Origin of the sequence: Brucella sp. TWI432 (assembly GCF_039674445.1) — a bacterium.
Classification (GTDB): Bacteria; Pseudomonadota; Alphaproteobacteria; order Rhizobiales; family Rhizobiaceae; genus Brucella; species Brucella chromiisoli.
The window spans coordinates 157,477-182,956 of sequence record NZ_JBDJNL010000001.1; the positions used below are offsets into that span (position 1 = coordinate 157,477).

Consider the following 25,480-nt stretch of genomic DNA (forward strand, 5'->3'; position numbering starts at 1 on the left):
CGCCGATCTGATTCAATCAGATTGAAACGCGCTCTAAAGCAAGCTTCGATTGTTGCGGAGCATTGGAGAAAGCACAAACACGATGAAGACCAACCGGATTTCCTTTCAGGGTGAAGCAGGCGCCAATTCCGATACGGCGTGCCGCAACATGTTTCCCGATATGGAGCCTTTGCCGTGCCCGACTTTTGAAGATGCCTTCAATGCGGTTGAAAGCGGTGCTGCGGATCTTGCGATGATCCCGATTGAAAATACGCTTGCAGGCCGCGTTGCGGATATTCACTATCTGCTGCCGCTCGCCGATATGCATATCGTGGGTGAATATTTTCTGCCGATTCACTTTCAGCTCATGGTGCTCCCGGGTGTGAAGCGCGAAGAGATCAAAACGGTTCACAGCCATATTCATGCGCTTGGCCAGTGCCGCAAAGTCATCCGGCAAAATGGCTGGAAGCCGGTGATCGCAGGCGATACGGCAGGCGCTGCGCGCCTTGTGGCTGATTTGCAGGATCGCTCCATGGCGGCCCTTGCGCCGCGTCTGGCCTCTGAACTCTACGGTCTTGATATTCTCGAAGAGAATGTGGAAGATTCGGAAGACAATGTGACCCGCTTTGTGGTTCTGTCCAAGAACAAGCAGTGGGAGCCGCGCCCTGAAAAGGACGAGCGCATTGTCACGACTTTTGTTTTCCGCGTGCGCAACGTGCCAGCAGCACTTTACAAAGCGTTGGGTGGTTTCGCCACCAATGGCATCAACATGACCAAGCTGGAAAGCTATCAGATCGGTGGCCGTTTCATCGCGACACAGTTTTATGCCGATGTTGAAGGTCACCCGGAAGATCGCAATCTCCAGCTGGCGCTCGAAGAGTTGCGCTTCTTCACAAAGGAAGTGCGTATTCTCGGTGTCTATAAGGGGGCCGATACGCGGGGCACGCAGTTGCTCGCAGCTGAGTAGCAAGCATTTCCAGCGAAAGTGGGAACCGGTTTCGCGTAGGAAAATGCGCAGAAAAAACAGTTAGATCGGTTTGACTGATCTAACTGTTTGCCCAGGCTCTGATCAGATGGGTTGCGATGGCGCCGCTTGCCGGGACACGCAGCCCATTTTCATGGGTGTCTGAAAGCATGGCACGGACTTCTGCCTTGTCGAACCAGCGACCGTCTTCGAGTTCCGAATGATCAATGGTGAAATCATCGGAAAGCACCTCGGCATGACAGCCGATCATCAGTGAATAAGGGAATGGCCACGGCTGGCTGGCATAATAGCCAACACGACCAATCGACAGGCCCATTTCCTCACAACTTTCACGCCGCACGGCAGCTTCAATTGTCTCGCCATGCTCGATGAAGCCAGCAAGGCAGGAATAGGAACCGGCGGTAAAATGCGCGCTGCGTGCGAGAATGCATTTTTCACCCCGAACAGGCAGCATGATTGCCACAGGATCGGTGCGCGGAAAATGTTCGGCTCCGCAATTCGGGCAAATGCGTTTTGCGCCTCCGGCGCGCATTTGGCTTTTTGTGCCGCAACGCCCACAAAAACGATGATTGCTGTGCCATGCAGTCAGTGCCGCCGCCTGCGCCAATGCGCCAACAAGATCGGTGGAAACCAGCCCTTCCATATAGATGCTGCGATAATCCTGTGCGCGAAACGGGTGCGCCAGTGCATCGGGATCAAGCGGCGCCATCAGTGCCACAATCGGCACGCCATCCTGTAAACCCAGCAGCACAGGCTCATCGAGATCGGGCGAAAATGCCTGCGCTTGCGTAAGCGAGAACAGCGCGCGCGGCGCATTTTCATCCGTGTAATCAAGCAGAAGCTTATGGTTGCCCAAAACCATCACGCGGGTTTCAGGCAATTCCAGTGCGTTAAACGCAGAATCGTCCTGACGTTTTTCTGAAAGTCGGTCTATGCGATTGCCGGCGAAGCCAACAAGACTGCTCGGCTCAATATCCGGCAGGTCTGAAAGACTGAAAACCATGATTGTCTCGAAAAGTTTAAGGGAGAATCAGAGAGCAGTGCGAATCGCTTCGATGAAGCGAAGAGCGTCTTTTTCCGCATAAGGTGCGCGGGTGCCGTGCCCCCACACAGGGCCGGGCCAACCGGCATCGCCTTCATTGCGAGCAATCACATGGATATGCAACTGACGCACCATATTTCCCAGAGCGCCCGTATTGATCTTGTGGCACTGTGTGGCGTTCTTCAACGCCTGTGAGACCATCGCGGCTTCAAATGTCAGCATGGTCTGATCAAGCGGTGTCATATCGTGAATTTCACTCAGCCCGGCGCGTCGTGGAACCAGAATAAGCCATGGCCAGCGCTTGTCATTCATCAGTCGCAGCTCGCAAAGGCCGAGCGGAGCGACTGAAAAAGTGTCGGCATCAAGCCGTTTATCGAGTTCAAACTGTTTCATAGAATAATTCTTATCAGTTTTTTTGTCTCTGCGCTTGCTTTTTGCGCGCCGATTGACGATATGCAGCGTGGGAGGTTGGTGGTGGACGAGCCACTCGCCAACCGGGTCAGGTCCGGAAGGAAGCAGCCCCAACGAGCACGGCACGGGTCATCGTGCCAGCCTCCCACCTTTCTTTCACGACGATCATGACTGTTGATGGTTGATATGCCAATGTCGAAGTCACTTTCGTCTCCGGTCCAAACTGTTTAAGGTTTCAGCCTGGACAAAAGCGAACAGGGAACGGAAGGGTCGCAATGGACACAAAATCCGAAACTGGCGCTTATCGCGTTCTCGCCCGCAAATATCGCCCCCAGAATTTCAATGATCTGATCGGTCAGGAGCCGATGGTTCGCACGCTGAAAAATGCGTTCGAAACGGGTCGCATTGCGCAAGCCTGGATGCTGACGGGTGTACGCGGTGTGGGCAAGACCACAACAGCGCGCATTCTGGCGCGTGCGCTTAATTACAAGACTGATTCTGTCGACCAGCCGACAATTGATCTCTCCATTATGGGCGAGCATTGTCAGGCGATTATGGAAGGCCGCCATGTCGATGTGATCGAAATGGATGCGGCTTCGCATACGGGTATCGACGATATTCGCGAAATCATCGAGCAGGTGCGCTATCGCCCTGTTTCGGCACGCTATAAAGTCTATATCATCGACGAAGTGCACATGCTGTCCAATCAGGCCTTTAACGGCCTGTTGAAGACGCTTGAAGAGCCGCCGCCGCATGTAAAATTCATCTTCGCCACCACCGAAATCCGCAAAGTACCGATCACGGTTCTGTCGCGCTGTCAGCGTTTTGACCTGCGCCGCATCGAATCGGGCACGCTGGCCGCACATCTGAGGCGCATTGCGCAGGCAGAAGCAATCGAAGTCGATGACACATCACTGGCGATGATTGCACGCGCTGGCGAAGGCTCGGCACGCGATTCGCTCTCGATCTTTGATCAGGCGATTGCGCATGGCGCCGGTCATGTTTCAGCGGAAGCCGTGCGCTCCATGCTGGGGCTTGCCGACCGCGCCCGTATCATTGATCTCTTCGAGATGATCATGCGTGGCGATGTTGCTGGCGCTCTCACTGAGTTTCGCGCGCAGTATGATGTCGGAGCCGACCCATCGGTGGTGCTGACTGATCTTGCCGATTTCAATCATCTGGTGACGCGCCTGCGCTTCACGCCGGATGTGGCGAATGATGCAACGCTTTCGGAAGATGAGCGGGTGCGTGGCCGTGATTTTGCGCAAAAGCTTTCAGTGCGCGTGCTGTCGCGCACATGGCAGATGTTGCTCAAGGGCATTGCTGAAGTGGATACGGCAACACGGCCTGTGCAGGCGGCAGAGATGCTGCTGATCCGTCTGGCCCACGCAGCTGATTTGCCAACGCTTGATGAAGCGCTGAAGGGACTTGAAAACGGCACTGTTTCAGCGCCGCGTCCGCAATTACCAGGCGGCGTAAGGCCAAATAGCGGTTCGCAACCAGAAGCGCGTGGCAGTGTTGATGCGGTGGCCGGCTCAACCATGATGCCTTCATCGGGTGGTCCTGCGACGGCCATGCGATTGGTCGAGACACAGCCGCAGTCGGTTCAGTCGGCATTGGCAGCATCGGCTCCGCAGCAGTTTGTCGATAACACGCCGCAGCCTTCGGTGCCGATCAACAGCCTCAATGACATTGTTGCACTGGCGGATAAGTTCCGCGACATGCAGTTCAAGATTCTGGTCAAGAATTGCGTGCGCTTGTCCTCAATTGCCCCCGGACGGCTTGAAATCGGTCTGACGGATGATGCGCCGAAATCGCTGGTCAGCGATATTTCGCAGCGCCTTATGAACTGGACCGGCATTCGCTGGGTGGTCACGGTTGCGCGTGATGTTTCGGGGCAGACCGTTGCAGAAGCGGAAACCGAGCGTCGCGATAATCTTGTGACCGACGCACGCGCTGATCCTGATGTCGCCGCCATTCTGGCCGCTTTTCCGGGTGCAAAGATCACAGACGTCCGCATTGCCGTTGCAGAACAGGGTGATGATGACGATATAGACTCGGATAGCGTTGAAGACGTGCCCGGCGCGCCTTCTGACGACGACTGAATTTCAAAGACAACGGAGTGAACCCATGCGTGACATGATGGGCATGATGAAACAGGCAAAAGAACTGCAGGCCAAGATGAAGACCATGCAGGACGAAATTGCCAATCTTGAAGCAACCGCTTCTTCGGGTGGCGGTCTGGTCACGGTCACGCTTTCGGGCAAAGGCACCTTGTCGTCGCTCAAGATCGATCCTTCGATGATGAAGGAAGAGGACACGGAAATCCTCGAAGACCTGATCATTGCAGCCCATAATGATGCCAAGGCAAAACTCGAAGCCGAAATGGCTGAAAAAACCCAGTCCCTGACTGCGGGTCTGCCAATTCCTCCGGGCTTTAAGCTGCCGTTCTAAGGACGGGGGAGCGGCTTCGCTCCCTTATATTTATTTCCCTTTTTCTTACGCCCAAAGCAGCATGTCCAAACGTATCGCCGGTCCTGAAATTGAACGTCTGATCCAGCTTCTGGCCCGCGTGCCGGGACTGGGGCCGCGCTCTGCGCGCCGTGCAGCGCTGCATCTGATCAAGAAAAAAGAGGCGCTGCTGATCCCGCTTGGCGGCGCCATGCAGGATGCCGCCGAAAAGGTGCGTATCTGCTCGTGTTGCGGCAATGTCGATACATCCGATCCATGCACGATCTGCACCGATAATCGTCGTGATCCATCGATGCTGATTGTTGTGGAGGACGTGTCCGATCTCTGGGCGCTGGAACGCGCAGGCACCATGAATGTGCGCTATCACGTGCTGGGCGGTCGTCTGTCGCCGCTCGATGGCATCGGCCCGGATGATCTTAACATCAAGGGGCTGGTTGAACGCGTCGCATCCGGTGAAATCAAGGAAGTGATTCTGGCCGTTAACGCGACAGTCGAAGGCCAGACCACGGCCCATTACATCACCGATCAGCTGACGAATTTAGAAGTCCGCGTCACACGGCTCGCGCATGGTGTGCCGGTGGGCGGTGAACTTGATTACCTTGATGAAGGAACGCTTGCGGCTGCATTGCGGGCGCGAACTGCACTCTGATTGCGTTTGGGAGAATTTCACAATGGCATGCAAATGGAAACGAAGCCTGAAGCTTGCTCTCGGCCTGTTTGCCAGCCTTGCCATATCGCCCGCATTCGCAGCGCCTTCCAAAGCGCAGGTTGAAAGCCAGTATCGTAACTGGATCGAAAAAGACCTCTGGCCGGAGGCAAAAGCCGCAGGCGTTTCGCGTGCTGTTTTCGAGCAGGCTTTTGCTGGCGTGACAATCAACTGGAAACTGCCTGATCTGGTTATTCCGGGGGAGAAGCCAACCACACCCAAAGAGCAGAAGCAGGCCGAATTCGGCGCTCCGGGCAAATATTTCAATGCCAAAACGATAGGCTCTGTCACGAGTGGCGGCAAGGCACGCTTTGGCCAGAATGCAGCCTTGCTCAAACGCATCGAACAGCAATATGGCGTGCCGGGGCGGATTGTTGTTGCAATCTGGGGACGTGAATCCGGCTTTGGCACGGTCAAAATTCCTTATAATGCGTTTGAAGTGCTGGGCACCAAGGCTTTTATGGCAACGCGCAAGGATATGTTCCGCAAGGAACTGATTGCAGCGCTTCAGATCACATCACGCGGCTACATAGCCAATGGCTCAATGAAAAGCTCATGGGCGGGTGCGCTCGGCCAGCCGCAATTCATGCCGACATCCTATCTCAAACATGCCGTTGATTTTGATGGCGACGGCAAGCGCGATATCTGGAATTCGGTTCCCGATACGCTTGGCTCCATTGCCAATTATCTCAAGATCCATGGCTGGCAGGCTGGACGCGACTGGGGGTATGAGGTCAATGTGCCGCAAAACATTTCCTGTTCGCTGGAAGGGCCTGATCAGGGCAAGACATTCGCCGAATGGGCAAAGCTTGGCATCACCCGCACCAATGGCAAGGCGTTTCCGGCCAATGAAATGCGCGGCGAGGGCTTTTTGCTGATGCCGGCTGGTCGTTATGGCCCGGCCTTTATTGTGACGCCGAATTTCTACGCCATTAAAGATTACAATATGAGCGATCTCTATGCGCTGTTCATCGGCCATGTCGGAGATCGGATTGCTTATGGCGCTGGTGATTTTGAAAACCCGTGGAGCACGATTGGCACCATGTACCGCTCCGACATTCAGGCCATGCAGAAGCGCATGCAGGCGCAGGGTTACGATATTGGCAAGGCTGATGGCCTGCCGGGCTTCAAGACCCGTCGCTCAATTGGTCTTTGGCAGTCCAGAAACGGGCAGGCTCCAACCTGCTTTACGCAGCCTGAAATCGTGAAGTCCATTCGCTGAAGTGAATTGCCGGGAGTTTTGGCTCCCGGCAATGACTGTTTAAGCGGCCCTTGTCAGCATGCCATGCGGGTCGAGTACAAATTTCTTCGCCACGCCCTGATCGAAGCTTTCATAGCCTTGCGGCGCTTCTTCCAATGAAATCACCTGCGCATTGACGATCTCGGCAATGTTCAGACGACCATGCAGAATGGCCTGCATGAGTTGACGGTTATATTTGACCACAGGCGTCTGGCCCGTATGGAAAGACTGTGCCTTTGCCCAGCCAAGACCAAAGCGCAGTGACAGGCTGCCATGCTTGGCAGCACTGTCAACAGCGCCGGGATCTTCGGTCACGTAAAGGCCGGGAATGCCGATAGACCCTGCCGGACGGGTAATTTCCATCATCTGGTTGAGAACAATAGCCGGTTGCTCGCCACCACTGTGGCCGCGCGCTTCAAAGCCCACGGCATCAATGGCGCTGTCCACTTCATTGCTGCCAGTCACCTCGGCAATCATGTCACCGAGACGATCGCTTGCTGAAAGATCAATTGGCTCGAAGCCAACTTTTCGTGCGTGTTCCAGCCGTTCCTTGTTAAAGTCGCCAACCATGACGACCGCGGCGCCAAGGATACGGGCAGAGGCGGCCGCAGCAAGCCCGACCGGACCGGCACCCGCCACATAGACGATTGAGCCAACGCCGACGCCTGCCTTCACCGCGCCGTGAAAGCCGGTGGGTAGAATATCGGAAAGCATGGTCAGGTCGCGAATTTTCTCGATGGCTTGTTCGCGATCCGGGAATTTCAGCAGATTGAAATCGGCATAAGGCACCATGACATAGCGTGCCTGTCCCCCGATCCAGCCGCCCATATCGACATAGCCATAAGCGCCGCCAGCACGTGATGGATTGACGGTAAGGCAAACGCCGGTGTCTTGCGATTTGCAGCAGCGGCAGCGGCCGCAGGCAACGTTAAATGGCACGGACACGATGTCGCCCACGTCGAGCATTTCCACATCGCTGCCTTTTTCAATCACTTCGCCGGTGATTTCGTGGCCAAGAACAAGGCCGGGCATGGCGGTGGTGCGGCCGCGGACCATATGCTGGTCTGAGCCGCAAATATTGGTGGTAATCACTTTGAGAATAACGGCATGATCCAGCTTGCGCCCGTCCGGGGCGCTCAAGACCGGATCATCAATATCACGAACTTCGACTTTACCGGGGCGCATGTATACAACGCCTCTATTCCTGCTCATGTCGACCTCCTCCAGATTGACGTGCGTATCGTTCCCGATCCGCATATTGGGCCGGGATATGCGGGGATATACCCGTGGAGAAAGCCTAGCGTGCTTGATCGTCGGAGAGGTGGTCTGTGCGCGACATGTTTGGTTCGCTCATCAGCATGTCGGCGAAAGATTTGAGCGCTTTGGTCTGATAGCGGTCATTGTGAGAAAGCATCAGAAACTGGCGTTGCGGGAGAGTGAAATTGACTTTGACGAGCGTGCCTGCCGCAAGATGCGGCGCTGCCACCAGTTCCGAAATTGCCGTAACATAATTGCCGGAAAGCACCGCCGAGCAGATGGCTTCATTGGATGGAAGCTCGAGCGCGATGCTAAGACGCGCAGGATTGTAGCCTGCGACCCGCATCGCATCTTCAAACACGCTGCGGGTGCCTGAGCCATGCTCTCGCAAAATCCATTGGCCGTGAAACAGAGTATCCCAGGTCAGTTTCTCGGCATCGCGCCATTGATGGGTTGGTCCTGTGACAACAATAAGCTGATCCGTAGCAACCTTGCGCAGCGAGAGGGTGGGGGCCTGAACAGCACCCTCCACAAGCCCGATATCTGCCAATCCTTCTTGCGTGGCCTGTGTGACGCTTTCGGTGTTTCCGAGCGTGAGGCGCAAATCGATCATCGGATGCGTCGCATGAAACTGTGCCAGATAGGGTGGCAGCCAGTAGCTCGCGATGGTTTGGCTTGCATGGATCGCCAGAATGCCGCGTTTTCCGCCGCCAAGCTCTGACAGCATACGCTCCGCCGATTGCGCGCGCGCCAGCGTTGCGCGTGCTTCATCCAGAAACATGCGGCCATCGCCCGTCAGCTCAATGCGCCGTCCAATGCGGTTGAAAAGCATTGCGCCATAGCGATCTTCGAGTATGCGGATCGCTGAACTCACCGCCGAGGGCGTGAGATGAAGCGCTTCAGACGCCCGTGTCAGATGCTCACGCTCGGCCACTTCGATAAAAATACGTAATTGTTCCAGTGTCATAGCTATGATCATTCGATTTTATCGAATGAATTATGCCATATTATGCGATGGAATGAACAGAAGAATAAGCGCATTCGATTGGAAAATATTTCTCAAGATGTGAATGCTGATTCCAATGAACACCGCAACTGCCACAAAATTTCAGAACATTCTCCCGGGGCTTGCACTCAGCCTTGCTGTTTCGGCTGTGGCAATCGGGCTTGAAAAGATTGAGGAGCATTATTCCGGCAAAGCCTGGCTGGAAGCGCTGGTGCTGGCTATTCTGCTGGGCACCGCCGTCAGAACACTCTTTCGACCCGGCAAGCAGTTTGCCAAAGGCATCAGCTTTTCCGCCAAACTGCTGCTGGAGATTGCGGTCGTTTTGCTTGGTGCTTCGATCAGCGTGAGCGCGGTCGTTGCCGCCGGTCCCGGACTGATTATGGGTATCGCGGCCGTTGTGGCACTTGCGATTACGCTCAACTATGGCATAGGGCGATTGCTGAAACTGCCGCATCGCATGGCGGTTCTTGTGGCCTGTGGCAACTCCATCTGCGGTAACTCGGCCATTGCCGCCACTGCCCCCGTCATTGGTGCAGACAGCGAAGATGTGGCCGCTTCCATCGCATTCACGGCAATTCTGGGCGTTGTTGTGGTGCTGTGCCTGCCGTTGCTCGTGCCGTTGCTGGGGTTGTCATTCACGCAATATGGCGTCCTGGCGGGACTGACGGTCTATGCGGTGCCGCAGGTGCTCGCTGCAACCGCGCCCGTTGCGGCAATCAGCGTACAGCTTGGAACCTTGGTCAAGCTTGTGCGCGTGCTGATGCTGGGGCCGGTTATACTGGTGTTGTCTGTTGTTGCAGGCAATCGGGATGCAGACGTGAAGCCCGGCTTTCTGCAACTAGTGCCGTGGTTTATCATCGGCTTTCTCGGTATGATGGCATTGCGGGCCTTTCATCTCATTCCGCAACCCGCTCTCCCAGCCATACAATATGCATCCACAGCACTGACGATCATTTCAATGGCGGCGCTGGGATTGGGTGTGGATGTGCGTTCGGTCGCCTCTGCCGGTGGCCGCGTGACCCTTGCCGTCATTCTTTCGCTGCTGGCTCTTGGGCTGATCAGCCTTGGCCTGATCCATTTGCTTGGTGTTATCTGAGGACAGCTTGTTAATCGCGCCGATCCGCTCCGAGATCAAAAAGAAAAAGCCCGCCAATGGCGGGCTTTCTCATTTCTCTAAGAGGTCGAAAACTTAGTTGTTTTCCGACTTCTTCATGGCTGCGGCAAGAATGTCGCCGAGCGAAGCGCCAGAGTCGGACGAACCGTACTGAGCAACGGCTTCTTTTTCTTCAGCGATTTCGAGCGCCTTGATCGAGACCTGCAGCTTGCGGGTCTTCTTGTCGAAGGCGATGACGCGGGCGTCAACCTTCTGACCAACCGAGAAGCGTTCCGTACGCTGTTCGTCACGGTCACGCGACAGATCCGAACGCTTGATGAAGCTGTCGAGATCGTGGTCAACGAGACGGACTTCAAGGCCACCATCGGTAACAGCTGTGACTTCACAGGTTACAACAGCGTTCTTGCGCAGTTCACCCGAAGCGGCTGCTTCACCGACCTTGTCGCCGGAAAGCTGCTTGATACCGAGCGAGATGCGTTCCTTTTCAACGTCAACGTCGAGAACAACGGCCTTAACAACTTCGCCCTTGTTGTATTCTTCGATGACCTGCTCGCCCGGACGGTTCCAGTCGAGATCGGAAAGGTGAACCATGCCGTCAACGTCGCCGTCGAGACCAATGAACAGGCCGAATTCGGTCTTGTTCTTGACTTCGCCTTCAACGATTGTGCCCGAAGGGTACTTGTCGGCAAAAGTCGTCCATGGGTTGTCGAGGGTCTGCTTGAGGCCGAGGGAGATGCGGCGCTTGACCGGATCAACTTCGAGCACAACGACTTCGACTTCCTGAGTGGTCGACAGGATTTTGCCTGGATGTACGTTCTTCTTGGTCCACGACATTTCTGAAACGTGGATCAGACCTTCGATGCCTGGCTCGATTTCGACAAATGCGCCGTAATCGGTGATGTTGGTTACAGTACCGGTGATCTTTTTGCCGATCGGGTACTTCGCACCGATGCCATCCCAAGGATCGTTCTCGAGCTGCTTCATGCCGAGCGAGATACGATGTGTATCCTGGTTGATACGGATGATCTGCACCTTGACCGACTGGCCGATGGTGAGGATTTCCGATGGATGGTTGACGCGGCGCCATGCCATGTCGGTCACGTGCAGGAGGCCGTCAATGCCGCCGAGATCAACGAACGCACCGTAATCGGTGATGTTCTTGACAACGCCTTCAACAACCTGGCCTTCTTCAAGGTTCTGAACGATTTCCGAACGCTGTTCCGCACGGCTTTCTTCAAGAACGGTCCGGCGCGAGACAACGATGTTGCCACGGCGCTTGTCCATCTTGAGGATTTCGAAAGGCTGTGGGACGTGCATAAGCGGGGTAACGTCGCGGATCGGACGAATGTCGACCTGCGAACGTGGAAGGAAGGCAACTGCGCCGTCCAGATCGACGGTGAAACCACCCTTGACCTGGTTGAAGATGACGCCGTCGACGCGTTCGCCATTGGCGAACTTCTGTTCGAGCTTGCCCCAGCTTTCTTCGCGGCGTGCTTTTTCGCGCGACAGAACAGCTTCGCCAAGTGCGTTTTCGATGCGCTCAACGTAGACTTCAACTTCGTCGCCCGGCTTCATCGAGCCGTCTTTGCCCTTCGCGCCGAATTCCTTCAGCGGAACGCGACCTTCGACCTTGAGGCCGGCATCGATGATTGCCATGTCTTTTTCGATGGCAACGATGCGACCCTTTACAACATAACCTTCTGCAAGGTCATTGTTGGCAAAGGATTCAGCCAGCAGCGACTCGAAGTCTGCAAGGGTTGGATTGAATTCAGACATAAATACTCCTGATGCATCCGGTATAAAACAACATCGGATGCGGCGCCGGGGGTTAGAGTTGCGTTCGGCCTGTCCTTCGGCTCCGTCCCTTTGGGACAACCGGCGCGTGGAACGCGAAGTCAGGTTATAATGTTGGGAGTGCCCTATATAGGAACAAACCCCGAATAATCGAGCATTTCCGGGCGGATCATAGCAGAAAACCTCACGGCTTTCCTGATTTTATGCCGGATGCTGCGCCAAAGCGTGATCAATCAGCTTTTTCGCTGCCAGAAATGCCGCTTCTATACTCATTTTACTCGTATCTAGCAAGTGTGCGTCTTCAGCAGGCCTGAGCGGGGAATCCGTGCGGTTCATGTCGCGCTCGTCACGCTTTTTGAGATCGGCCAGAATTTCATCAAAATCGGCCGTTCCACCCTTTGCAATAATCTCGTCAAAGCGGCGTTGTGCACGCACTTCCGGTGAGGCGGTCACAAAAAGCTTGATAGCGGCTTGCGGACAAACCACCGTTCCAATGTCGCGCCCATCAAGCACGCTGGATGGCAAGGCTCTGGCAAAGCCGCGCTGTGCTTCAACAAGAGCGCGTCGCACAGCGGGCATGACAGCCACTTTGGATGCGGCTTCGCCAATTGCATGGGCCGAAAGAACAGCCTTGTCCATCGCATGCAGATCAAGATGAAGTGCCACATCGGCAGCAATTGCTTCATCATCCAGCGACAGCCCCTGATCAAGAAGCGCTTTCGCAACGGCACGATAGGTCAGGCCGGTATCGAGATGCGGCATGCCGTAATGAATGGCAATGCGCCGGGCAAGGGTTCCCTTGCCCGAGGCTGCCGGTCCGTCGATGGCAACGACGAAACTTGTCATTGCTGCGCGCTGACTTCGATTTTTGCACCAAGACCCGGCATCATGGTCATGAATTCCGGGAACGAGGTGGCAATCATCGTGCTGTCGTCAACTGTAACTGGCTTTTCAGCGGCCAGTCCCATGACGAGGAAGCTCATCGCGATGCGGTGATCAAGATGTGTGGCAACCGTGCCGCCGCCAAGGCCCTTGCCGTCAGGACGACCGCGAACCGTGAGCGACATTTCACCTTCGGTGCAATCAACGCCATTGGCTTCAAGGCCACGCGCAACCGCTGCAAGGCGATCTGATTCTTTGACGCGCAGTTCATCAAGGCCGTCCATGACGGTTTCGCCTTCGGCAAAAGAAGCGGCAATCGCCAGAACCGGATATTCATCAATCATGGAAGGTGCGCGTTCCGGCGGAACGACAACGCCCTTGAGCTTCGATGACTTCACGCGCAGATCCGCAACGTCTTCACCGCCGGCAAGGCGCGGATTGATGATTTCAATATCAGCGCCCATTTCCTGCAAGGTGAGGATCAGGCCGGTGCGGGTCGGGTTCATCAGCACATTGCGGATGGTGACGTCCGAACCTTCAACCAGCAGGGCTGCAACCAGTGGAAAAGCGGTTGAGGATGGATCACCCGGCACGTCGATGGTCTGGCCAGTGAGTTTGCCCTGTCCGACGATGCGGATATGGCGCACGCCGTCCTTGTCGGTTTCAACCGTCAGGTCAGCACCAAAGCCCTGAAGCATTTTTTCGGTGTGATCACGCGTCATGACAGGCTCAATGACCGTTGTAACACCCGGCGTATTGAGACCTGCGAGCAGAACGGCGGACTTAACCTGAGCGGACGCCATCGGCACGCGATAGCTGATCGGGTTTGCAGTTTTGGGACCGGTGAGTGTCAGCGGCATGCGGTCGCCTTCGGCAGCCTTCACCTGAACGCCCATTTCACGCAGCGGATTGAGCACGCGTCCCATGGGGCGTGAGGTCAATGATGCGTCACCGATGAAGGTTGTGGTCATGTCGTAGGTGCCGACAAGGCCCATGGTGAGGCGTGCACCGGTTCCGGCATTGCCGAAATCAAGCGGGGCTTCAGGCTGCAAAAGACAGCCATTACCAACACCATTGATGATCCAGACGTCGCCGTCTTTGCGAATCTTGGCACCCATCGCCTGCATGGCGCGGCCTGTGTTGATAACGTCTTCACCTTCGAGCAGGCCGGTGATACGGGTTTCACCCGAAGCCAGACCGCCGAACATGAAGGAACGATGCGATATAGATTTGTCACCCGGAATGCGAATTTCGCCCTTGAGTGCCTCTGAGCGGCGGGCGATTGCAGGTTTCGGGGTAGCGGAATGGGACATGGATTTGTTACTGTCTCATTTGGGCGTTATGCACGCGGGATTGATCAAAGCGGCAGCTACCTAGCACAGGAACAGCGCGGGGTCATCCGCGAATGCGTGTTTTGAAACACAGATCGCGTGCAGAATGCGTCTTTCGCTTTGACAAAAGCTGCAAATTGCGTTTATGCACCAAAACAACACCGTAATGCGCGTCTTCCGCCTTCTCCCGACTGATGGACGGTTGAGGAGTTTGATGGCGAGCTTAAAGCATGTAAGCGTCGCAGGCGCGACGGAGAAATCAACTCACGAGGCTAAACGTGGCAAAAGCTGAACTTGGTACCAAGCGCATCGATCCGGAAACGGGCAAAAAGTTTTACGATCTCAATCGTGATCCGATTGTTTCGCCCTATACAGGCATTTCCTACCCACGGTCGTATTTTGAAGCGACCATAGCGGAAAGCCGTGCGGCCGAAGAGGAAGAAGAAGCCGAAGAGCTCGATACAGCGCTCGAAAAGCCGGAATTCGTTTCTCTTGAAGATGCGGATGACGAAGCCAAGGGTGGTGAAGATCTTCCTGACCTCGACGACGATGTCGATCTGGGCGATGACGATGAAGACACCTTCCTTGAAGAGGAAGAAGATGAAGACGACGACGTTTCCGGTATTCTGGGCGGCGGCGTTGGCGGCGACGACGAAGAAGTCTGATAACGCCTTCATGGACGATTTAAAGCAGGGCGGCTCAATGAGTCGCCTTGCTGTTTTCTGGGCTGCAATCTCACGCCTGTTGATGATCGACAAATTATTTTTGGCAGATATGAAAAGAGTTGCGTTTTATCTCTTGATCTTCTGTAACTTGCCCTTTAATAAGCCGCCTCAACGGGCAGCAAATTTCTGTCTGATGGGGCCATAGCTCAGCTGGGAGAGCGCTTGCATGGCATGCAAGAGGTCAGCGGTTCGATCCCGCTTGGCTCCACCAAATTTCCCCACACCACTCTATAAAAAACCGTTGAGCCCTAAAACCGGTCGCGAAATGCTAGGAATCGTTTTCGCGGGGAAAATTCGTCACCGGACTGATTTCTATTCCCGCTACGATCCGCGAACAACATGCGTAAAAATAAGAACATAGAGCGAGCGTATTGGGTATGATTAAGCGCGATACGCTCTAGCCGGACGGTTTTATTTTCGGAAAAATTAAGTTTCCCTCGACTTTTATCTCAATGTTGTTAGTGAAGCTCCACCAAAGTAATTGTTAGCGGTCGGTTGGGTGAAAAGGCTTCCTGATTTCGACGGTCTGCGATTTCTACTGTGTCTTGGAATTGCAGCGTTTCATTATTCTTTTCGCATCCCTGTGAAAAACGCCCCGCTGCAAGACATTATATTACCATTTGCTTATTTTACTGATGTCTTTTTTATTGTGTCAGGTCTGTTTCTAGCGAGAAAGCAGAATTACGTCTGGAACAGACGGCAATATCTTGGTTTTGTTGGCAAGCGCCTGGCGCGGATTTATCCGCTGCACGCCATAACCTTTGCCTGCTTTGCCCTTTTGTCAGTCTTGACGGCAGCCGATGTTCTTCACCCTTCCGCCGAGCCCAATATGAGCCTGTCAGACGGGCTCACACAATTGCTGCTCATTCATGATTGGGGGCTTGGAAAAACGCTCTCTTATAATTACGTCAGCTGGTCTCTGAGCGCACTTTTCCTGATGTATCTCTGCTTTCCCTTGTTTGATATTCTTTGCCGCAGGCTGGGGAGTTTTGTTCTCATTATTGTTATCCTTGTTGTAGCGGTTGGAGAGTATCTGGCGCAGAGGCTGGGCGCCCCCTCCTTGACACGCATTCAAATGGCCGATGTGGGTGTGCTGCGGGCGCTGCCTTCTTTCCTTTTCGGCATGTGGCTTGCGCGCCGTGCGCATCCGATAATGCCAGTGCTCGCGATTAAGCTGGCGCTTGCCGTTTGTGTGGCGATTTTTCTATTTTATCATCCGCCAGCTGTGGCGGGTGAACCCAACACGCTTGAAGGGCCGTTGCGGCTGGCTTTCCTTTATTGTGGAGTTTATGTGCTCTACATCGCCTCTACCCAGGATGTTTACACCCCCCTGCGACTGCCTGTTCTGGTGCGGCTTTCGCCCTACAGCTTTGGTATTTTCATTCTGCATCCATTGGTCGGATTGATTTTCTTCAACGCTCTTCCGCAACATTGGGGAGACACCACAATCGGTGCTGTGATGCTGATTGCGGGTGGTGTTACAGTCAGCGTTGTTGCGGCTTTTATAGCCTGGCATATTTTTGAAAATCCAATCAATCGCTGGCTCGTTAATCGGATAAACCGATGGCTAAACCGCGAAAGCGATACGGAAAACCTTCTGGGTTCAGGACAATCAGCGCATTAGAGCGCATCCCGAAAAGTGTGAAACGGTTTTCGGAAAAAGATGCGCGATAAAACAAAAAGTTTAAGAGCCGATCTCATTCAGTCAGATCGAAACGCGCTCTAGCATCTGGAAAAATATGGACGGATGGGTGGGTCTCTTTTAGACATTTGTTTTGGAGCTGATCGTCGGAGTGATTTCAGCTCGGCGTGATTCTGGGAGGAATGATGACTATTGCGGCCGTTTCCGTTGATAAACAGCCCCTGTGGCAACCTGATGCAAACCGTATTGCGACAAGCCCGCTCGAGCACTTTCGCGTGCAGGCCGAGGGGAGGGCGGGACGGAAACTTGCCACTTACACCGATTTGCACCGCTGGTCGGTTGAAGATCGTGCCGCTTTCTGGAGTCTAATCTGGGATTTTTGCAATGTCATTGGTGAGCGCGGGCAAACGGCGCTGGTCGACAATGGTCATATGCGTGAGGCGAAATTCTTTCCCGATGCCAAACTTAATTTTGCAGAAAATCTCCTGCGTCATAATGGTGCGGGAGAGGCGATCATCTTTCGTGGTGAAGACAAGGTCGAGCGCCGCCTGACATGGCATGACCTTCATGCGCTGGTCTCGAAACTCCAGCAGTTCATGCTTGCAGAAGGAGTAAAGCCCGGTGATCGCGTTGCAGGCATGATGCCGAACATGCCTGAGGCTGTCGCTCTAATGCTGGCAGCGTCGTCTATCGGGGCAATCTGGTCTTCGTGCTCGCCGGATTTTGGCGCGCAGGGTGTGCTGGATCGCTTTGGCCAGATCGAGCCGAAACTGTTTTTTGCCTGCGACGGTTACTGGTATAACGGCAAACGCATTGATGTGAGTGACAAGATCGCCGAAGTGACAGCCAGGCTGCCCAGCAGCAAACGCTCGGTCATCGTTCCCTATTTGGGCGAAGCGGAAGCGGTGGCCAGCAAGGCCCGGAACGGCATTGCCCTTGACACAGCCGTTGCCCCTTTTTCAGCAAAAGCGGTCGAATTCGCGCGCCTGCCGTTTGATCATCCGCTTTATATTCTGTTTTCTTCCGGCACGACCGGCATTCCGAAATGCATTGTGCATCGCGCTGGCGGCGTGCTGTTGCAGCACCTCAAAGAACACCGTCTTCACGCGGATATTCGCGAAGGCGACCGCTTCTTCTATTTCACCACCTGCGGATGGATGATGTGGAACTGGTTGGCGTCCGGCATCGCGTCCGGTGCAACGCTGCTGCTCTATGATGGCTCGCCATTTTATCCCGATGGCAATGTTCTGTTCGATTATGCGGCGTCCGAAGACATGACCTATTTCGGCACGTCGGCAAAATTCATCGACGCCGTTTTGAAAGCCGGGCTGCGACCCGGTGAAACCCATGATCTGTCCGCTCTGCGCACCATTTCCTCGACCGGTTCGCCGCTGTCACCGGAAGGTTTTGCTTTTGTCTATGAGGCAATCAAAAAGGATGTGCATCTGGCATCCATCTCAGGCGGAACGGACATTGTTTCCTGTTTCGTACTGGGCGTGCCGACAGAACCTGTCTGGCAGGGCGAAATTCAGGGCGCTGGCCTTGGCATGGCTGTTGATGTCTGGGACGATGATGGCAAGCCGGTGCGCGGCGAGAAGGGCGAACTGGTTTGCACCAAGGCCTTTCCTTGTATGCCGCTGCAATTCTGGAACGATCCGGAAGGCGCGAAATATCAGGCAGCCTATTTCGAGCGTTTCGACAATATCTGGTGCCATGGCGATTTTGCTGAATGGACCGAGCATGATGGCATTGTCATTCATGGCCGTTCGGATGCCACGCTTAATCCGGGTGGTGTGCGTATCGGGACAGCAGAGATTTACAATCAGGTCGAGCAGATGCCGGAAGTGACGGAAGCACTTTGCATCGGGCAGGATTGGGACAACGATGTGCGCGTGGTGCTCTTTGTGCGGCTTGCTGAAGGCGTTTCGCTTGATGACGCTCTCAAGGCGCGGATCAAAGCCAAAATCCGTACCGGCGCTACACCGCGCCATGTACCTGCAAAGGTCATCGCTGTCAGTGATATTCCGCGTACCAAATCCGGCAAGATTGTCGAACTTGCCGTGCGCGACATCGTGCATGGGCGCGAGGTGAAAAACCGGGAAGCACTGGCAAACCCGCAAGCACTGGAGCTTTATCGCGATATTGCCGAGCTTCAGGAGACTTGACGCGGAATGGCGCGCGAAAGAAAATTTCGTTATAGGGTAATAAATAGCCACAGAACGCCGCGCAAAGCCATTGCCTAATCGGTCTCCACACGACACTCTGAACGGAACATAGCTGTTTTTAAAAACAGCAGCCGGGCAGAACTTGTGGAGGACGAGTATGTTTGCTTCGGGCCAGAATTTGGGGGGCATGAATTTCGGTCTTGGCGAGGAGATCGAAGCCCTTCGTGATACGGTTCGCCGTTTTGCGGAAAGCCGCATTGCGCCGCTTGCCGCCGATATTGATCGCAAGAACGCATTTCCCATGCATCTGTGGCGCGAACTGGGTGATCTCGGCGTGCTGGGCATCACGGCACCAGAAGATTACGGTGGCGCAGGCATGGGCTATCTTGCGCATTGTGTGGCAATGGAAGAAATCAGCCGTGCATCGGCCTCGGTTGGCCTGAGCTATGGCGCGCATTCCAATCTCTGCGTCAATCAGATCAAGCGCAATGGTTCGCCCGAACAACACGCGAAATATCTACCCAAACTTATCTCCGGCGAGCATGTCGGTGCGCTTGCCATGTCCGAACCGGGAGCCGGTTCTGACGTTGTGTCGATGAGGCTGACAGCCGAAAGGCGCGGGGACAGTTATATTCTCAACGGCAACAAGATGTGGATCACCAACGGCCCCGATGCGCATGTGCTTGTTGTCTATGCCAAGACCGATCCGGCAGCGGGTCCGCGTGGTATCAGTGCCTTCATCATTGAGAAAACCTTCAAAGGCTTCTCAACCGCGCAAAAGCTCGACAAGCTCGGTATGCGCGGCTCCAACACCTGCGAACTGGTGTTTGAGGATTGTGAAGTGCCCGCCGAAAACCTGCTGGGGGAAGAAGGCAAGGGCGTCAATGTGCTGATGTCCGGCCTTGATTATGAGCGGGTCGTGCTGGCCGGTGGGCCGCTTGGCATCATGGCGGCCTGTCTCGATGTCGTTGTGCCTTATGTGCATGAGCGCAAGCAGTTCGACCAGCCGATTGGTGAGTTTCAGCTGATGCAGGGTAAGCTTGCCGATATGTATGTGAGCTTCAACGCTTCGCGCGCCTATGTTTATGCGGTGGCAGCGAGCTGTGATCGTGGCGAGACGACGCGCAAGGATGCGGCTGGCTGCATTCTTTATGCAGCGGAAAACGCCACACAAATGGCTTTGCAGGCCATACAGGCGCTGGGCGGTAACGGCTATATCAATGATTATCCGACCGGGCGTCTTTTACGTGACGCAAAGCTTTATGAAATCGGTGCAGGCACGTCGGAAATCCGCCGTATGCTGATCGGACGGGAACTCTTTCAGGAGACCCGCTGATGCCGGTTCTGAAATCTGAAATTTTGACACGCAGCCCCGTCTTTGAAGCCAATCGCAAGGCTATGCTGGCAGCGCTTGATGTGGTGGCAGAGGCATCACGCATGGCCATGGATGGCGGTGGCGAAAAAGCGCGGCAGCGTCATATCGCGCGCGGAAAACTCTTGCCGCGTGATCGTGTTGCGCAGCTCATCGATCCGGGATCACCCTTTTTGGAAGTGGGGCTGACGGCGGCGCATGACATGTATGACAATGCGGCCCCTTCCGCGGGCATGATCACCGGCATTGGCCGGGTATCTGGCCGTGAATGCATGATTGTCTGCAATGATGCAACGGTGAAGGGCGGCACCTATTATCCGATCACGGTGAAGAAGCATCTGCGCGCGCAAGAGATCGCAGGCGAAAACCGCTTGCCTTGCATTTATCTGGTCGATTCCGGTGGCGCGAACCTTCCCAATCAGGATGAGGTTTTTCCCGATCGCGATCATTTCGGGCGTATTTTTTATAATCAGGCGCAGATGTCGGCAGCGGGCATCCTGCAGATTGCAGTCGTCATGGGATCGTGCACGGCAGGCGGCGCTTATGTGCCTGCCATGAGCGATGAGACGGTGATCGTGCGCAATCAGGGCACGATTTTTCTGGCGGGTCCGCCGTTGGTCAAAGCTGCAACCGGCGAAGTGGTAAGCGCTGAAGATCTGGGCGGGGGTGACACGCATACCCGGCTCTCCGGCGTGGCCGATCATCTCGCCCATGACGATGCTCATGCGCTGCAAATCGCTCGTGCCATCGCCGCTAATCTCAACAGTGAAAAGCGTGCGTTCATACCAAGAGGCGAGGGTGCTGCCCCGCTTTATGACGCGGAAGAGATTCTCGGAATTGTCTCGGCTGACACCCGCATTCCCTATGATGTGCGCGAGCTGATTGCGCGGTTGGTCGATGGTTCCGAGTTTGATGAGTTCAAGGCACGATTTGGCCCGACGCTGGTTTGCGGTTTTGCCAGTCTTTATGGAATGCCGGTTGGCATTATCGCCAATAATGGCGTTTTGTTTTCGGAAGCTGCTTTAAAGGGTGCGCATTTCATAGAGTTGTGCTGCCAGCGCAATATTCCGCTGATCTTCCTGCAAAATATCACCGGCTTCATGGTTGGTCGCAAATATGAGGCCGAAGGCATCGCCAAGCATGGGGCCAAGCTGGTGACGGCGGTCGCCACCGCCAATGTGCCGAAGATAACCATGCTGATTGGTGCATCTTATGGGGCGGGAAACTATGGCATGGCCGGGCGGGCCTATTCTCCGCGCTTTTTGTGGACGTGGCCGAATAGCCGTATTGCGGTGATGGGCGGCGAACAGGCGGCAGGCGTTCTGGCCACCGTCAAGCGTGACGGGATCAAGCGCAGCGGCGGCACATGGTCGGCGCAAGAGGAAGCGGAGTTCAAGCGTCCCACCCTGGACATGTTCGAGCGTCAGAGCCACCCGCTTTATGCATCGGCACGGCTTTGGGATGACGGCATTGTCGATCCGCGCAAGAGCCGCGAAGTGCTCGGTCTATCGCTTTCTGCAACGTTGAATGCGCCGGTCGAGCCGACGCGCTTCGGCATCTTTAGAATGTAAAGAGGGCGGTCAGATGTTTCAAAAAATACTGATTGCCAATCGCGGAGAAATCGCCTGCCGCATTATCCGAACGGCGAACAAATTGGGCATTGCCACTGTCGCGATTTATTCGGATGCAGATGCCAATGCGCTTCATGTCGAAATGGCTGACGAGGCGGTGCGCGTCGGTCCGGCACAATCTGCGCAAAGCTATCTCAATATTGATGCGATCATCAAGGCGGCACTGGATACGGGCGCGGAAGCCATTCATCCGGGCTATGGTTTTCTCTCTGAAAATGCCGGCTTTGTGGATGCGGTCGAGGCAGCAGGGCTCACCTTCATTGGCCCTTCGGCCAAAGCCATCCGCGCGATGGGGCTGAAAGATGCCGCCAAGCGCTTGATGGAAAAAGCCCGAGTGCCCGTCGTGCCCGGCTATCATGGCGACAATCAGGACGCCGCCTTTCTCAAAGGCGAGACGGATCGCATAGGCTATCCTGTGCTGATTAAAGCGCGTGCGGGCGGCGGCGGCAAGGGTATGCGTCGTGTCGACAATCCCGCCGATTTTTTAACTGCATTGGACAGTGCGCGACGCGAGGCAGAAGCATCGTTTGGCGATCACGCCGTGCTGATTGAAAAATACATGACCAAGCCGCGCCATATCGAGGTGCAGGTCTTTGGTGATAATTTTGGTCATGTGGTGCACTTGTTTGAGCGCGATTGCTCGCTGCAACGCCGCCATCAAAAAGTGATTGAGGAAGCCCCCGCCCCCGGCATGACGCCTCAAATGCGCGCTGCCATGGGCGAGGCGGCAGTCAAGGCTGCCCAAGCCATCGGCTATTGCGGCGCAGGCACGGTGGAATTTATCGCCGATGTGTCGGAAGGGCTGCACCCTGACCGCTTCTTCTTCATGGAAATGAACACGCGGCTACAGGTTGAGCATCCGGTGACGGAAGCGATAACCGGCCTTGATCTGGTTGAGTGGCAATTGCGTGTGGCGTCCGGCGAAGCCTTGCCGAAGCAGCAGATTGAGCTTTCCATCAATGGCTGGTCTTTTGAGGCGCGGCTTTATGCCGAGGACCCGGCGCGTGATTTTCTGCCCGCGACCGGCAGGCTTGCGCTGTTTGCAGCGCCTCAAAATGCGCGCGTGGATTCCGGCGTGCGCTCTGGCGATACGATCACGCCGTTTTATGATCCGATGATTGCCAAGATCATCACCCATGGCGCAACGCGCGATGAGGCGTTGACCCGGCTCGAAGGCGCTTTGAACAAGACGCGTATTGCAGGACTTGTCACCAATCGGCAGTTTTTGTCCCAACTTTGCAAGCTTGAAGCCTTTCGTTCTGGCGATGTTGATACGGGGCTGATTGCGCGTGAGGCGTCCACACTTTTCAGAATAGAACAGCCTTCGGATATTGCTTTTGCGCTGGCAGCACTCGGTGCGCTTGATTTGCTGGATGCGCCGCTTAACAATGATCCATGGAGCAGTCTGCGCGGTTTCCGCCTATGGGATGATGCAGCGCGCTCCGTCCTGCTTGATCATCATGGTGAGCGCCAGACAATTCATTTTACGATCAAAAGCGGCAGGCTTTTTGGCTTTAGCTTTGGCGATCTGGAAATCCGCTCTCATGAAAATGGTCTGGTGCGCTTTTCAATTCATGGTCACCTTGAACAGGCATCCGTCATGCGCATCGGCGTTGACGTGAGCGTTCAGCTCCATGGACGCGACGCCTTGTTTCATCATGTTGAGTTTGTCGGTGCGGAGGAGGAGGTTTCGGGCGAAAGCCGCATTCTCTCGCCGATGCCAGGACTTGTGCGGCTGGTGTGCGTTGCGGAAGGCGAAAGTGTCGCCAAAGGCGACCGGCTTGTGACGATGGAGGCGATGAAGATGGAGCTTTCACTGACAGCACCGCGTGATGGAAAAATTGCTTCCGTGAGCGTTGCAGCAGGTGATCAGGTCGATGAAGGCGCGCTGTTAGTCCAACTGGAGGAAGAGCATGATCCCGAAAAGTGGGAACCGGTTTTCGGACAAGATCATGCTCAAACAAAAAGAGGAGAAGAACATGGCTGAACACGTGGAAATCGTCGAAATGGCAGCACGTGACGGCCTGCAAAATGAGAAGCGTTTTGTTCCGACAGCCGACAAGATTGCGCTGATTGATCGCCTGTCCGCTTGTGGCTATTCCCGTATCGAAGCAACCAGTTTTGTCAGCCCCAGATGGGTGCCTCAATTGGCCGATGCGCAAGAGGTGATGCGCGGTATCCACCGTGCCGGCAGCGTCCGCTATTCGGTTCTGGTGCCGAATATGAAGGGCTATGCGCTTGCGGTGAGCGCAAATGTTGATGAAATTGCCGTCTTCATCTCTGCCTCCGAGGGCTTTTCCAAAGCCAATATCAATTGCACGATTGCAGAGAGCATCGAGCGGCTGGCACCAGTGATTGGTGCAGCGATCAATGATGGTCTGGCCATTCGCGGTTATGTCAGCTGCGTTGTCGAATGTCCTTATGATGGGCCAACTGCGCCGCAGGCGGTTGCAGAAGTCACCGAGCAACTCTTTTCGCTTGGCTGCCACGAGGTGAGCCTTGGTGACACAATCGGGCGCGGCACGCCTGAAACAGTGAGCGCCATGCTCAATGCCGTGTTGAATATCGCGCCTGCGCACAGTCTTGCCGGTCACTATCACGACACCAATGGCCGTGCGCTTGATAATATCCGGGCCAGTCTGGAAAAGGGGCTTCGGGTGTTTGATGCATCGGTGGGCGGACTGGGGGGATGTCCGTTTGCACCGGGTGCCAAGGGCAATGTCGATACGCTGGCAGTCGCGGACATGCTGCATCGGCTTGGCTTTGAAACCGGCCTTGATATTGAAAAGCTGAGATCGGCAGCGTTGTTTGCGCAAGCGCTCACGCAGGATAAGGCTGCATGAGCGCGTTCGAAACCTTGCAAATTGCGCTTGATGAGCGCGGTGTCGCGACACTGACGCTCAATCGCCCCGAGCAGCACAATGCGCTTTCCGGTCTTATGATCGATGAGCTTTTCAACGCTACGCTGCAACTGGCAGATGATGACGCGGTGCGTCTCGTTATTCTGACCGGCAGCGGCAAAAGCTTTTGCGCAGGTGGCGATCTTGGCTGGATGCAGGAGCAGGTGAACGCGAACCGCTCTCAACGAATAGAAGCGGCGCGCAAACTGGCGCTGATGCTCAAAGCCTTGCGCGATCTCCCCAAGCCTCTGATCGGGCGGATCAATGGACAGGCTTTTGGCGGTGGTGTCGGGCTTATCAGCGTTTGCGATGCAGCGATCGGTGTCTGTGATGCGCGGTTCGGGTTGACGGAAACCAAGCTTGGCTTGATCCCGGCAACCATCAGCCCCTATGTGGTTGCGCGGATCGGACAGGTCCATGCACTGAGAACGTTTACCTCGGCACGATTGTTTGATGCAAAGGAAGCAAAGCACATTGGATTGCTGCATCACGTGGTCGAAGCAGAGCAACTTGATGCTGCAATAGAGCGGGAAATCAAACCCTATTTTTCGACTGCACCCAATGCGGTCGCAGCGTCCAAACGGCTGGTGCACGCGCTCAGTGCACCGATCGACGAAGCGGTGATCGAAATGACACTCACCCGTCTCGCCGACACATGGGAAACGCCAGAGGCTGCGGAAGGAATCGCGGCCTTTTTTGCAAAGCAAACACCACCATGGAAGAGAGGAGGATAAGCATTTTTTGGGAGGCAGTTTTCGTTGTAGTTGCGGGTACTTGGCCCCTTGCAATCGGAAGCTGGAAATGCATTCTTATTACATCATGAAAG

General features: G+C 55.1%; 21 protein-coding genes, 1 tRNA gene, 1 other RNA gene and 1 pseudogene. 17 read left to right on the top strand and 7 right to left on the bottom strand.

What is annotated here, in order from left to right; all coding sequences use genetic code 11:
• Positions 1-82 precede the first annotated feature (82 nt).
• The gene (locus tag ABE527_RS00750; RefSeq protein WP_265982600.1) at positions 83-946 is read left to right on the top strand and encodes a prephenate dehydratase; all 864 of its coding nucleotides are present in this window, start codon (positions 83-85) and stop codon (positions 944-946) included.
• A gap of 79 nt (positions 947-1,025) precedes the next feature.
• On the opposite strand, the gene nudC is transcribed toward ABE527_RS00750, so the two are convergent.
• Complete coding sequence (gene nudC, locus ABE527_RS00755; protein ID WP_265982601.1) at positions 1,026-1,967, bottom strand: NAD(+) diphosphatase; 942 nt, start codon at positions 1,965-1,967, stop codon at positions 1,026-1,028.
• A gap of 27 nt (positions 1,968-1,994) precedes the next feature.
• Complete coding sequence (locus ABE527_RS00760) at positions 1,995-2,399, bottom strand: HIT domain-containing protein (RefSeq protein ID WP_265982603.1); 405 nt, start codon at positions 2,397-2,399, stop codon at positions 1,995-1,997.
• A gap of 70 nt (positions 2,400-2,469) precedes the next feature.
• On the opposite strand from ABE527_RS00760, the gene ffs reads away from it, so the two are divergent.
• The 5 genes from ffs to ABE527_RS00785 all read left to right on the top strand — a co-directional run bounded on the left by ffs (position 2,470) and on the right by ABE527_RS00785 (position 6,817).
• Positions 2,470-2,566: signal recognition particle sRNA small type (ffs, locus tag ABE527_RS00765), an RNA gene on the top strand.
• Positions 2,567-2,692: 126 nt separating this feature from the next.
• Complete coding sequence (locus ABE527_RS00770; protein ID WP_499695810.1) at positions 2,693-4,522, top strand: DNA polymerase III subunit gamma/tau; 1,830 nt, start codon at positions 2,693-2,695, stop codon at positions 4,520-4,522.
• Positions 4,523-4,547: 25 nt separating this feature from the next.
• A complete protein-coding gene (locus ABE527_RS00775; protein ID WP_265982605.1) occupies positions 4,548-4,871 on the top strand; it encodes a YbaB/EbfC family nucleoid-associated protein in 324 nt (107 codons plus the stop codon).
• A 61-nt stretch (positions 4,872-4,932) separates the two neighbouring features.
• Complete coding sequence (gene recR / locus ABE527_RS00780; RefSeq protein WP_265982606.1) at positions 4,933-5,538, top strand: recombination mediator RecR; 606 nt, start codon at positions 4,933-4,935, stop codon at positions 5,536-5,538.
• A gap of 22 nt (positions 5,539-5,560) precedes the next feature.
• Entirely contained in the window at positions 5,561-6,817 is a 1,257-nt protein-coding gene (locus ABE527_RS00785; protein ID WP_499695811.1) for a lytic murein transglycosylase, read from the top strand.
• 39 nt (positions 6,818-6,856) lie between these two features.
• On the opposite strand, the gene fdhA is transcribed toward ABE527_RS00785, so the two are convergent.
• Both fdhA and ABE527_RS00795 read right to left on the bottom strand, forming a co-directional pair.
• Positions 6,857-8,047 (bottom strand): formaldehyde dehydrogenase, glutathione-independent, encoded by a 1,191-nt coding sequence (fdhA, locus tag ABE527_RS00790; RefSeq protein WP_499695812.1) that lies wholly within the window; start codon positions 8,045-8,047, stop codon positions 6,857-6,859.
• A gap of 85 nt (positions 8,048-8,132) precedes the next feature.
• On the bottom strand, positions 8,133-9,059 hold the full coding sequence (locus ABE527_RS00795; protein ID WP_265982611.1) for a LysR family transcriptional regulator: 927 nt from the start codon (positions 9,057-9,059) through the stop codon (positions 8,133-8,135).
• Positions 9,060-9,174: 115 nt separating this feature from the next.
• On the opposite strand from ABE527_RS00795, the gene ABE527_RS00800 reads away from it, so the two are divergent.
• Positions 9,175-10,194, top strand: a complete 1,020-nt coding sequence (locus ABE527_RS00800) for a YeiH family protein (RefSeq protein WP_499695813.1) — start codon at positions 9,175-9,177, stop codon at positions 10,192-10,194.
• Between the two features lie 93 nt (positions 10,195-10,287).
• Here ABE527_RS00800 and rpsA read toward each other — a convergent pair whose 3' ends face one another.
• The 3 genes from rpsA to aroA all read right to left on the bottom strand — a co-directional run bounded on the left by rpsA (position 10,288) and on the right by aroA (position 14,201).
• Complete coding sequence (rpsA, locus tag ABE527_RS00805) at positions 10,288-11,988, bottom strand: 30S ribosomal protein S1 (RefSeq protein ID WP_265982614.1); 1,701 nt, start codon at positions 11,986-11,988, stop codon at positions 10,288-10,290.
• Positions 11,989-12,207: 219 nt separating this feature from the next.
• Positions 12,208-12,852, bottom strand: coding sequence for a (d)CMP kinase (gene cmk, locus ABE527_RS00810; RefSeq protein ID WP_499695814.1), 645 nt, complete (start codon positions 12,850-12,852; stop codon positions 12,208-12,210).
• Positions 12,849-14,201 (bottom strand): 3-phosphoshikimate 1-carboxyvinyltransferase, encoded by a 1,353-nt coding sequence (aroA, locus tag ABE527_RS00815; RefSeq protein WP_499695815.1) that lies wholly within the window; start codon positions 14,199-14,201, stop codon positions 12,849-12,851. The genes cmk and aroA overlap by 4 nt, the downstream gene beginning before the upstream one ends.
• Positions 14,202-14,497: 296 nt before the next feature.
• On the opposite strand from aroA, the gene ABE527_RS00820 reads away from it, so the two are divergent.
• From ABE527_RS00820 to ABE527_RS00865, 10 genes and pseudogenes are all read left to right on the top strand, one after another.
• Positions 14,498-14,884 (top strand): TIGR02300 family protein, encoded by a 387-nt coding sequence (locus tag ABE527_RS00820; protein WP_265982618.1) that lies wholly within the window; start codon positions 14,498-14,500, stop codon positions 14,882-14,884.
• Entirely contained in the window at positions 14,859-15,089 is a 231-nt protein-coding gene (locus ABE527_RS00825; RefSeq protein ID WP_265982619.1) for a hypothetical protein, read from the top strand. Before ABE527_RS00820 ends, ABE527_RS00825 begins: the two co-directional genes overlap by 26 nt.
• Positions 15,080-15,155, top strand: a tRNA-Ala gene (locus ABE527_RS00830). Before ABE527_RS00825 ends, ABE527_RS00830 begins: the two co-directional genes overlap by 10 nt.
• Positions 15,156-15,443: 288 nt before the next feature.
• A complete protein-coding gene (locus ABE527_RS00835; protein ID WP_499695816.1) occupies positions 15,444-16,568 on the top strand; it encodes an acyltransferase family protein in 1,125 nt (374 codons plus the stop codon).
• A 203-nt stretch (positions 16,569-16,771) separates the two neighbouring features.
• Positions 16,772-18,751: an acetoacetate--CoA ligase gene (locus ABE527_RS00840; protein ID WP_499695817.1), complete on the top strand. Its 1,980-nt coding sequence runs from the start codon at positions 16,772-16,774 to the stop codon at positions 18,749-18,751.
• Positions 18,752-18,938: 187 nt separating this feature from the next.
• The gene (locus tag ABE527_RS00845) at positions 18,939-20,087 is read left to right on the top strand and encodes an isovaleryl-CoA dehydrogenase (protein ID WP_499696309.1); all 1,149 of its coding nucleotides are present in this window, start codon (positions 18,939-18,941) and stop codon (positions 20,085-20,087) included.
• Positions 20,087-21,694, top strand: a complete 1,608-nt coding sequence (locus ABE527_RS00850) for a carboxyl transferase domain-containing protein (protein ID WP_499695818.1) — start codon at positions 20,087-20,089, stop codon at positions 21,692-21,694. Before ABE527_RS00845 ends, ABE527_RS00850 begins: the two co-directional genes overlap by 1 nt.
• A pseudogene (locus ABE527_RS00855) lies at positions 21,651-23,669 on the top strand (acetyl/propionyl/methylcrotonyl-CoA carboxylase subunit alpha); the annotation flags it as partial. The gene ABE527_RS00850 and the pseudogene ABE527_RS00855, both read left to right, overlap by 44 nt.
• A 64-nt stretch (positions 23,670-23,733) precedes the next feature.
• Positions 23,734-24,597 (top strand): hydroxymethylglutaryl-CoA lyase, encoded by an 864-nt coding sequence (locus ABE527_RS00860; protein WP_499695819.1) that lies wholly within the window; start codon positions 23,734-23,736, stop codon positions 24,595-24,597.
• On the top strand, positions 24,594-25,388 hold the full coding sequence (locus tag ABE527_RS00865; RefSeq protein WP_499695820.1) for a crotonase/enoyl-CoA hydratase family protein: 795 nt from the start codon (positions 24,594-24,596) through the stop codon (positions 25,386-25,388). The genes ABE527_RS00860 and ABE527_RS00865 overlap by 4 nt, the downstream gene beginning before the upstream one ends.
• Positions 25,389-25,480: the final 92 nt, after the last annotated feature.

Excerpts from the sequence above, each read along its gene's own strand:
- rpsA (WP_265982614.1), bottom strand. The coding sequence starts at position 11,988 with ATGTCTGAATTCAATCCAACCCTTGCAGACTTCGAGTCGCTGCTGGCT.
- ABE527_RS00795 (WP_265982611.1), bottom strand. The coding sequence starts at position 9,059 with ATGACACTGGAACAATTACGTATTTTTATCGAAGTGGCCGAGCGTGAG.
- ABE527_RS00840 (WP_499695817.1), top strand. The coding sequence starts at position 16,772 with ATGACTATTGCGGCCGTTTCCGTTGATAAACAGCCCCTGTGGCAACCT.
- ABE527_RS00800 (WP_499695813.1), top strand. The coding sequence starts at position 9,175 with ATGAACACCGCAACTGCCACAAAATTTCAGAACATTCTCCCGGGGCTT.
- ABE527_RS00865 (WP_499695820.1), top strand. The coding sequence starts at position 24,594 with ATGAGCGCGTTCGAAACCTTGCAAATTGCGCTTGATGAGCGCGGTGTC.
- ABE527_RS00775 (WP_265982605.1), top strand. The coding sequence starts at position 4,548 with ATGCGTGACATGATGGGCATGATGAAACAGGCAAAAGAACTGCAGGCC.
- aroA (WP_499695815.1), bottom strand. The coding sequence starts at position 14,201 with ATGTCCCATTCCGCTACCCCGAAACCTGCAATCGCCCGCCGCTCAGAG.
- ABE527_RS00845 (WP_499696309.1), top strand. The coding sequence starts at position 18,939 with ATGAATTTCGGTCTTGGCGAGGAGATCGAAGCCCTTCGTGATACGGTT.
- recR (WP_265982606.1), top strand. The coding sequence starts at position 4,933 with ATGTCCAAACGTATCGCCGGTCCTGAAATTGAACGTCTGATCCAGCTT.
- ABE527_RS00750 (WP_265982600.1), top strand. The coding sequence starts at position 83 with ATGAAGACCAACCGGATTTCCTTTCAGGGTGAAGCAGGCGCCAATTCC.
- ABE527_RS00770 (WP_499695810.1), top strand. The coding sequence starts at position 2,693 with ATGGACACAAAATCCGAAACTGGCGCTTATCGCGTTCTCGCCCGCAAA.
- ABE527_RS00760 (WP_265982603.1), bottom strand. The coding sequence starts at position 2,399 with ATGAAACAGTTTGAACTCGATAAACGGCTTGATGCCGACACTTTTTCA.
- cmk (WP_499695814.1), bottom strand. The coding sequence starts at position 12,852 with ATGACAAGTTTCGTCGTTGCCATCGACGGACCGGCAGCCTCGGGCAAG.
- ABE527_RS00860 (WP_499695819.1), top strand. The coding sequence starts at position 23,734 with ATGGCTGAACACGTGGAAATCGTCGAAATGGCAGCACGTGACGGCCTG.
- fdhA (WP_499695812.1), bottom strand. The coding sequence starts at position 8,047 with ATGAGCAGGAATAGAGGCGTTGTATACATGCGCCCCGGTAAAGTCGAA.
- nudC (WP_265982601.1), bottom strand. The coding sequence starts at position 1,967 with ATGGTTTTCAGTCTTTCAGACCTGCCGGATATTGAGCCGAGCAGTCTT.
- ABE527_RS00785 (WP_499695811.1), top strand. The coding sequence starts at position 5,561 with ATGGCATGCAAATGGAAACGAAGCCTGAAGCTTGCTCTCGGCCTGTTT.
- ABE527_RS00850 (WP_499695818.1), top strand. The coding sequence starts at position 20,087 with ATGCCGGTTCTGAAATCTGAAATTTTGACACGCAGCCCCGTCTTTGAA.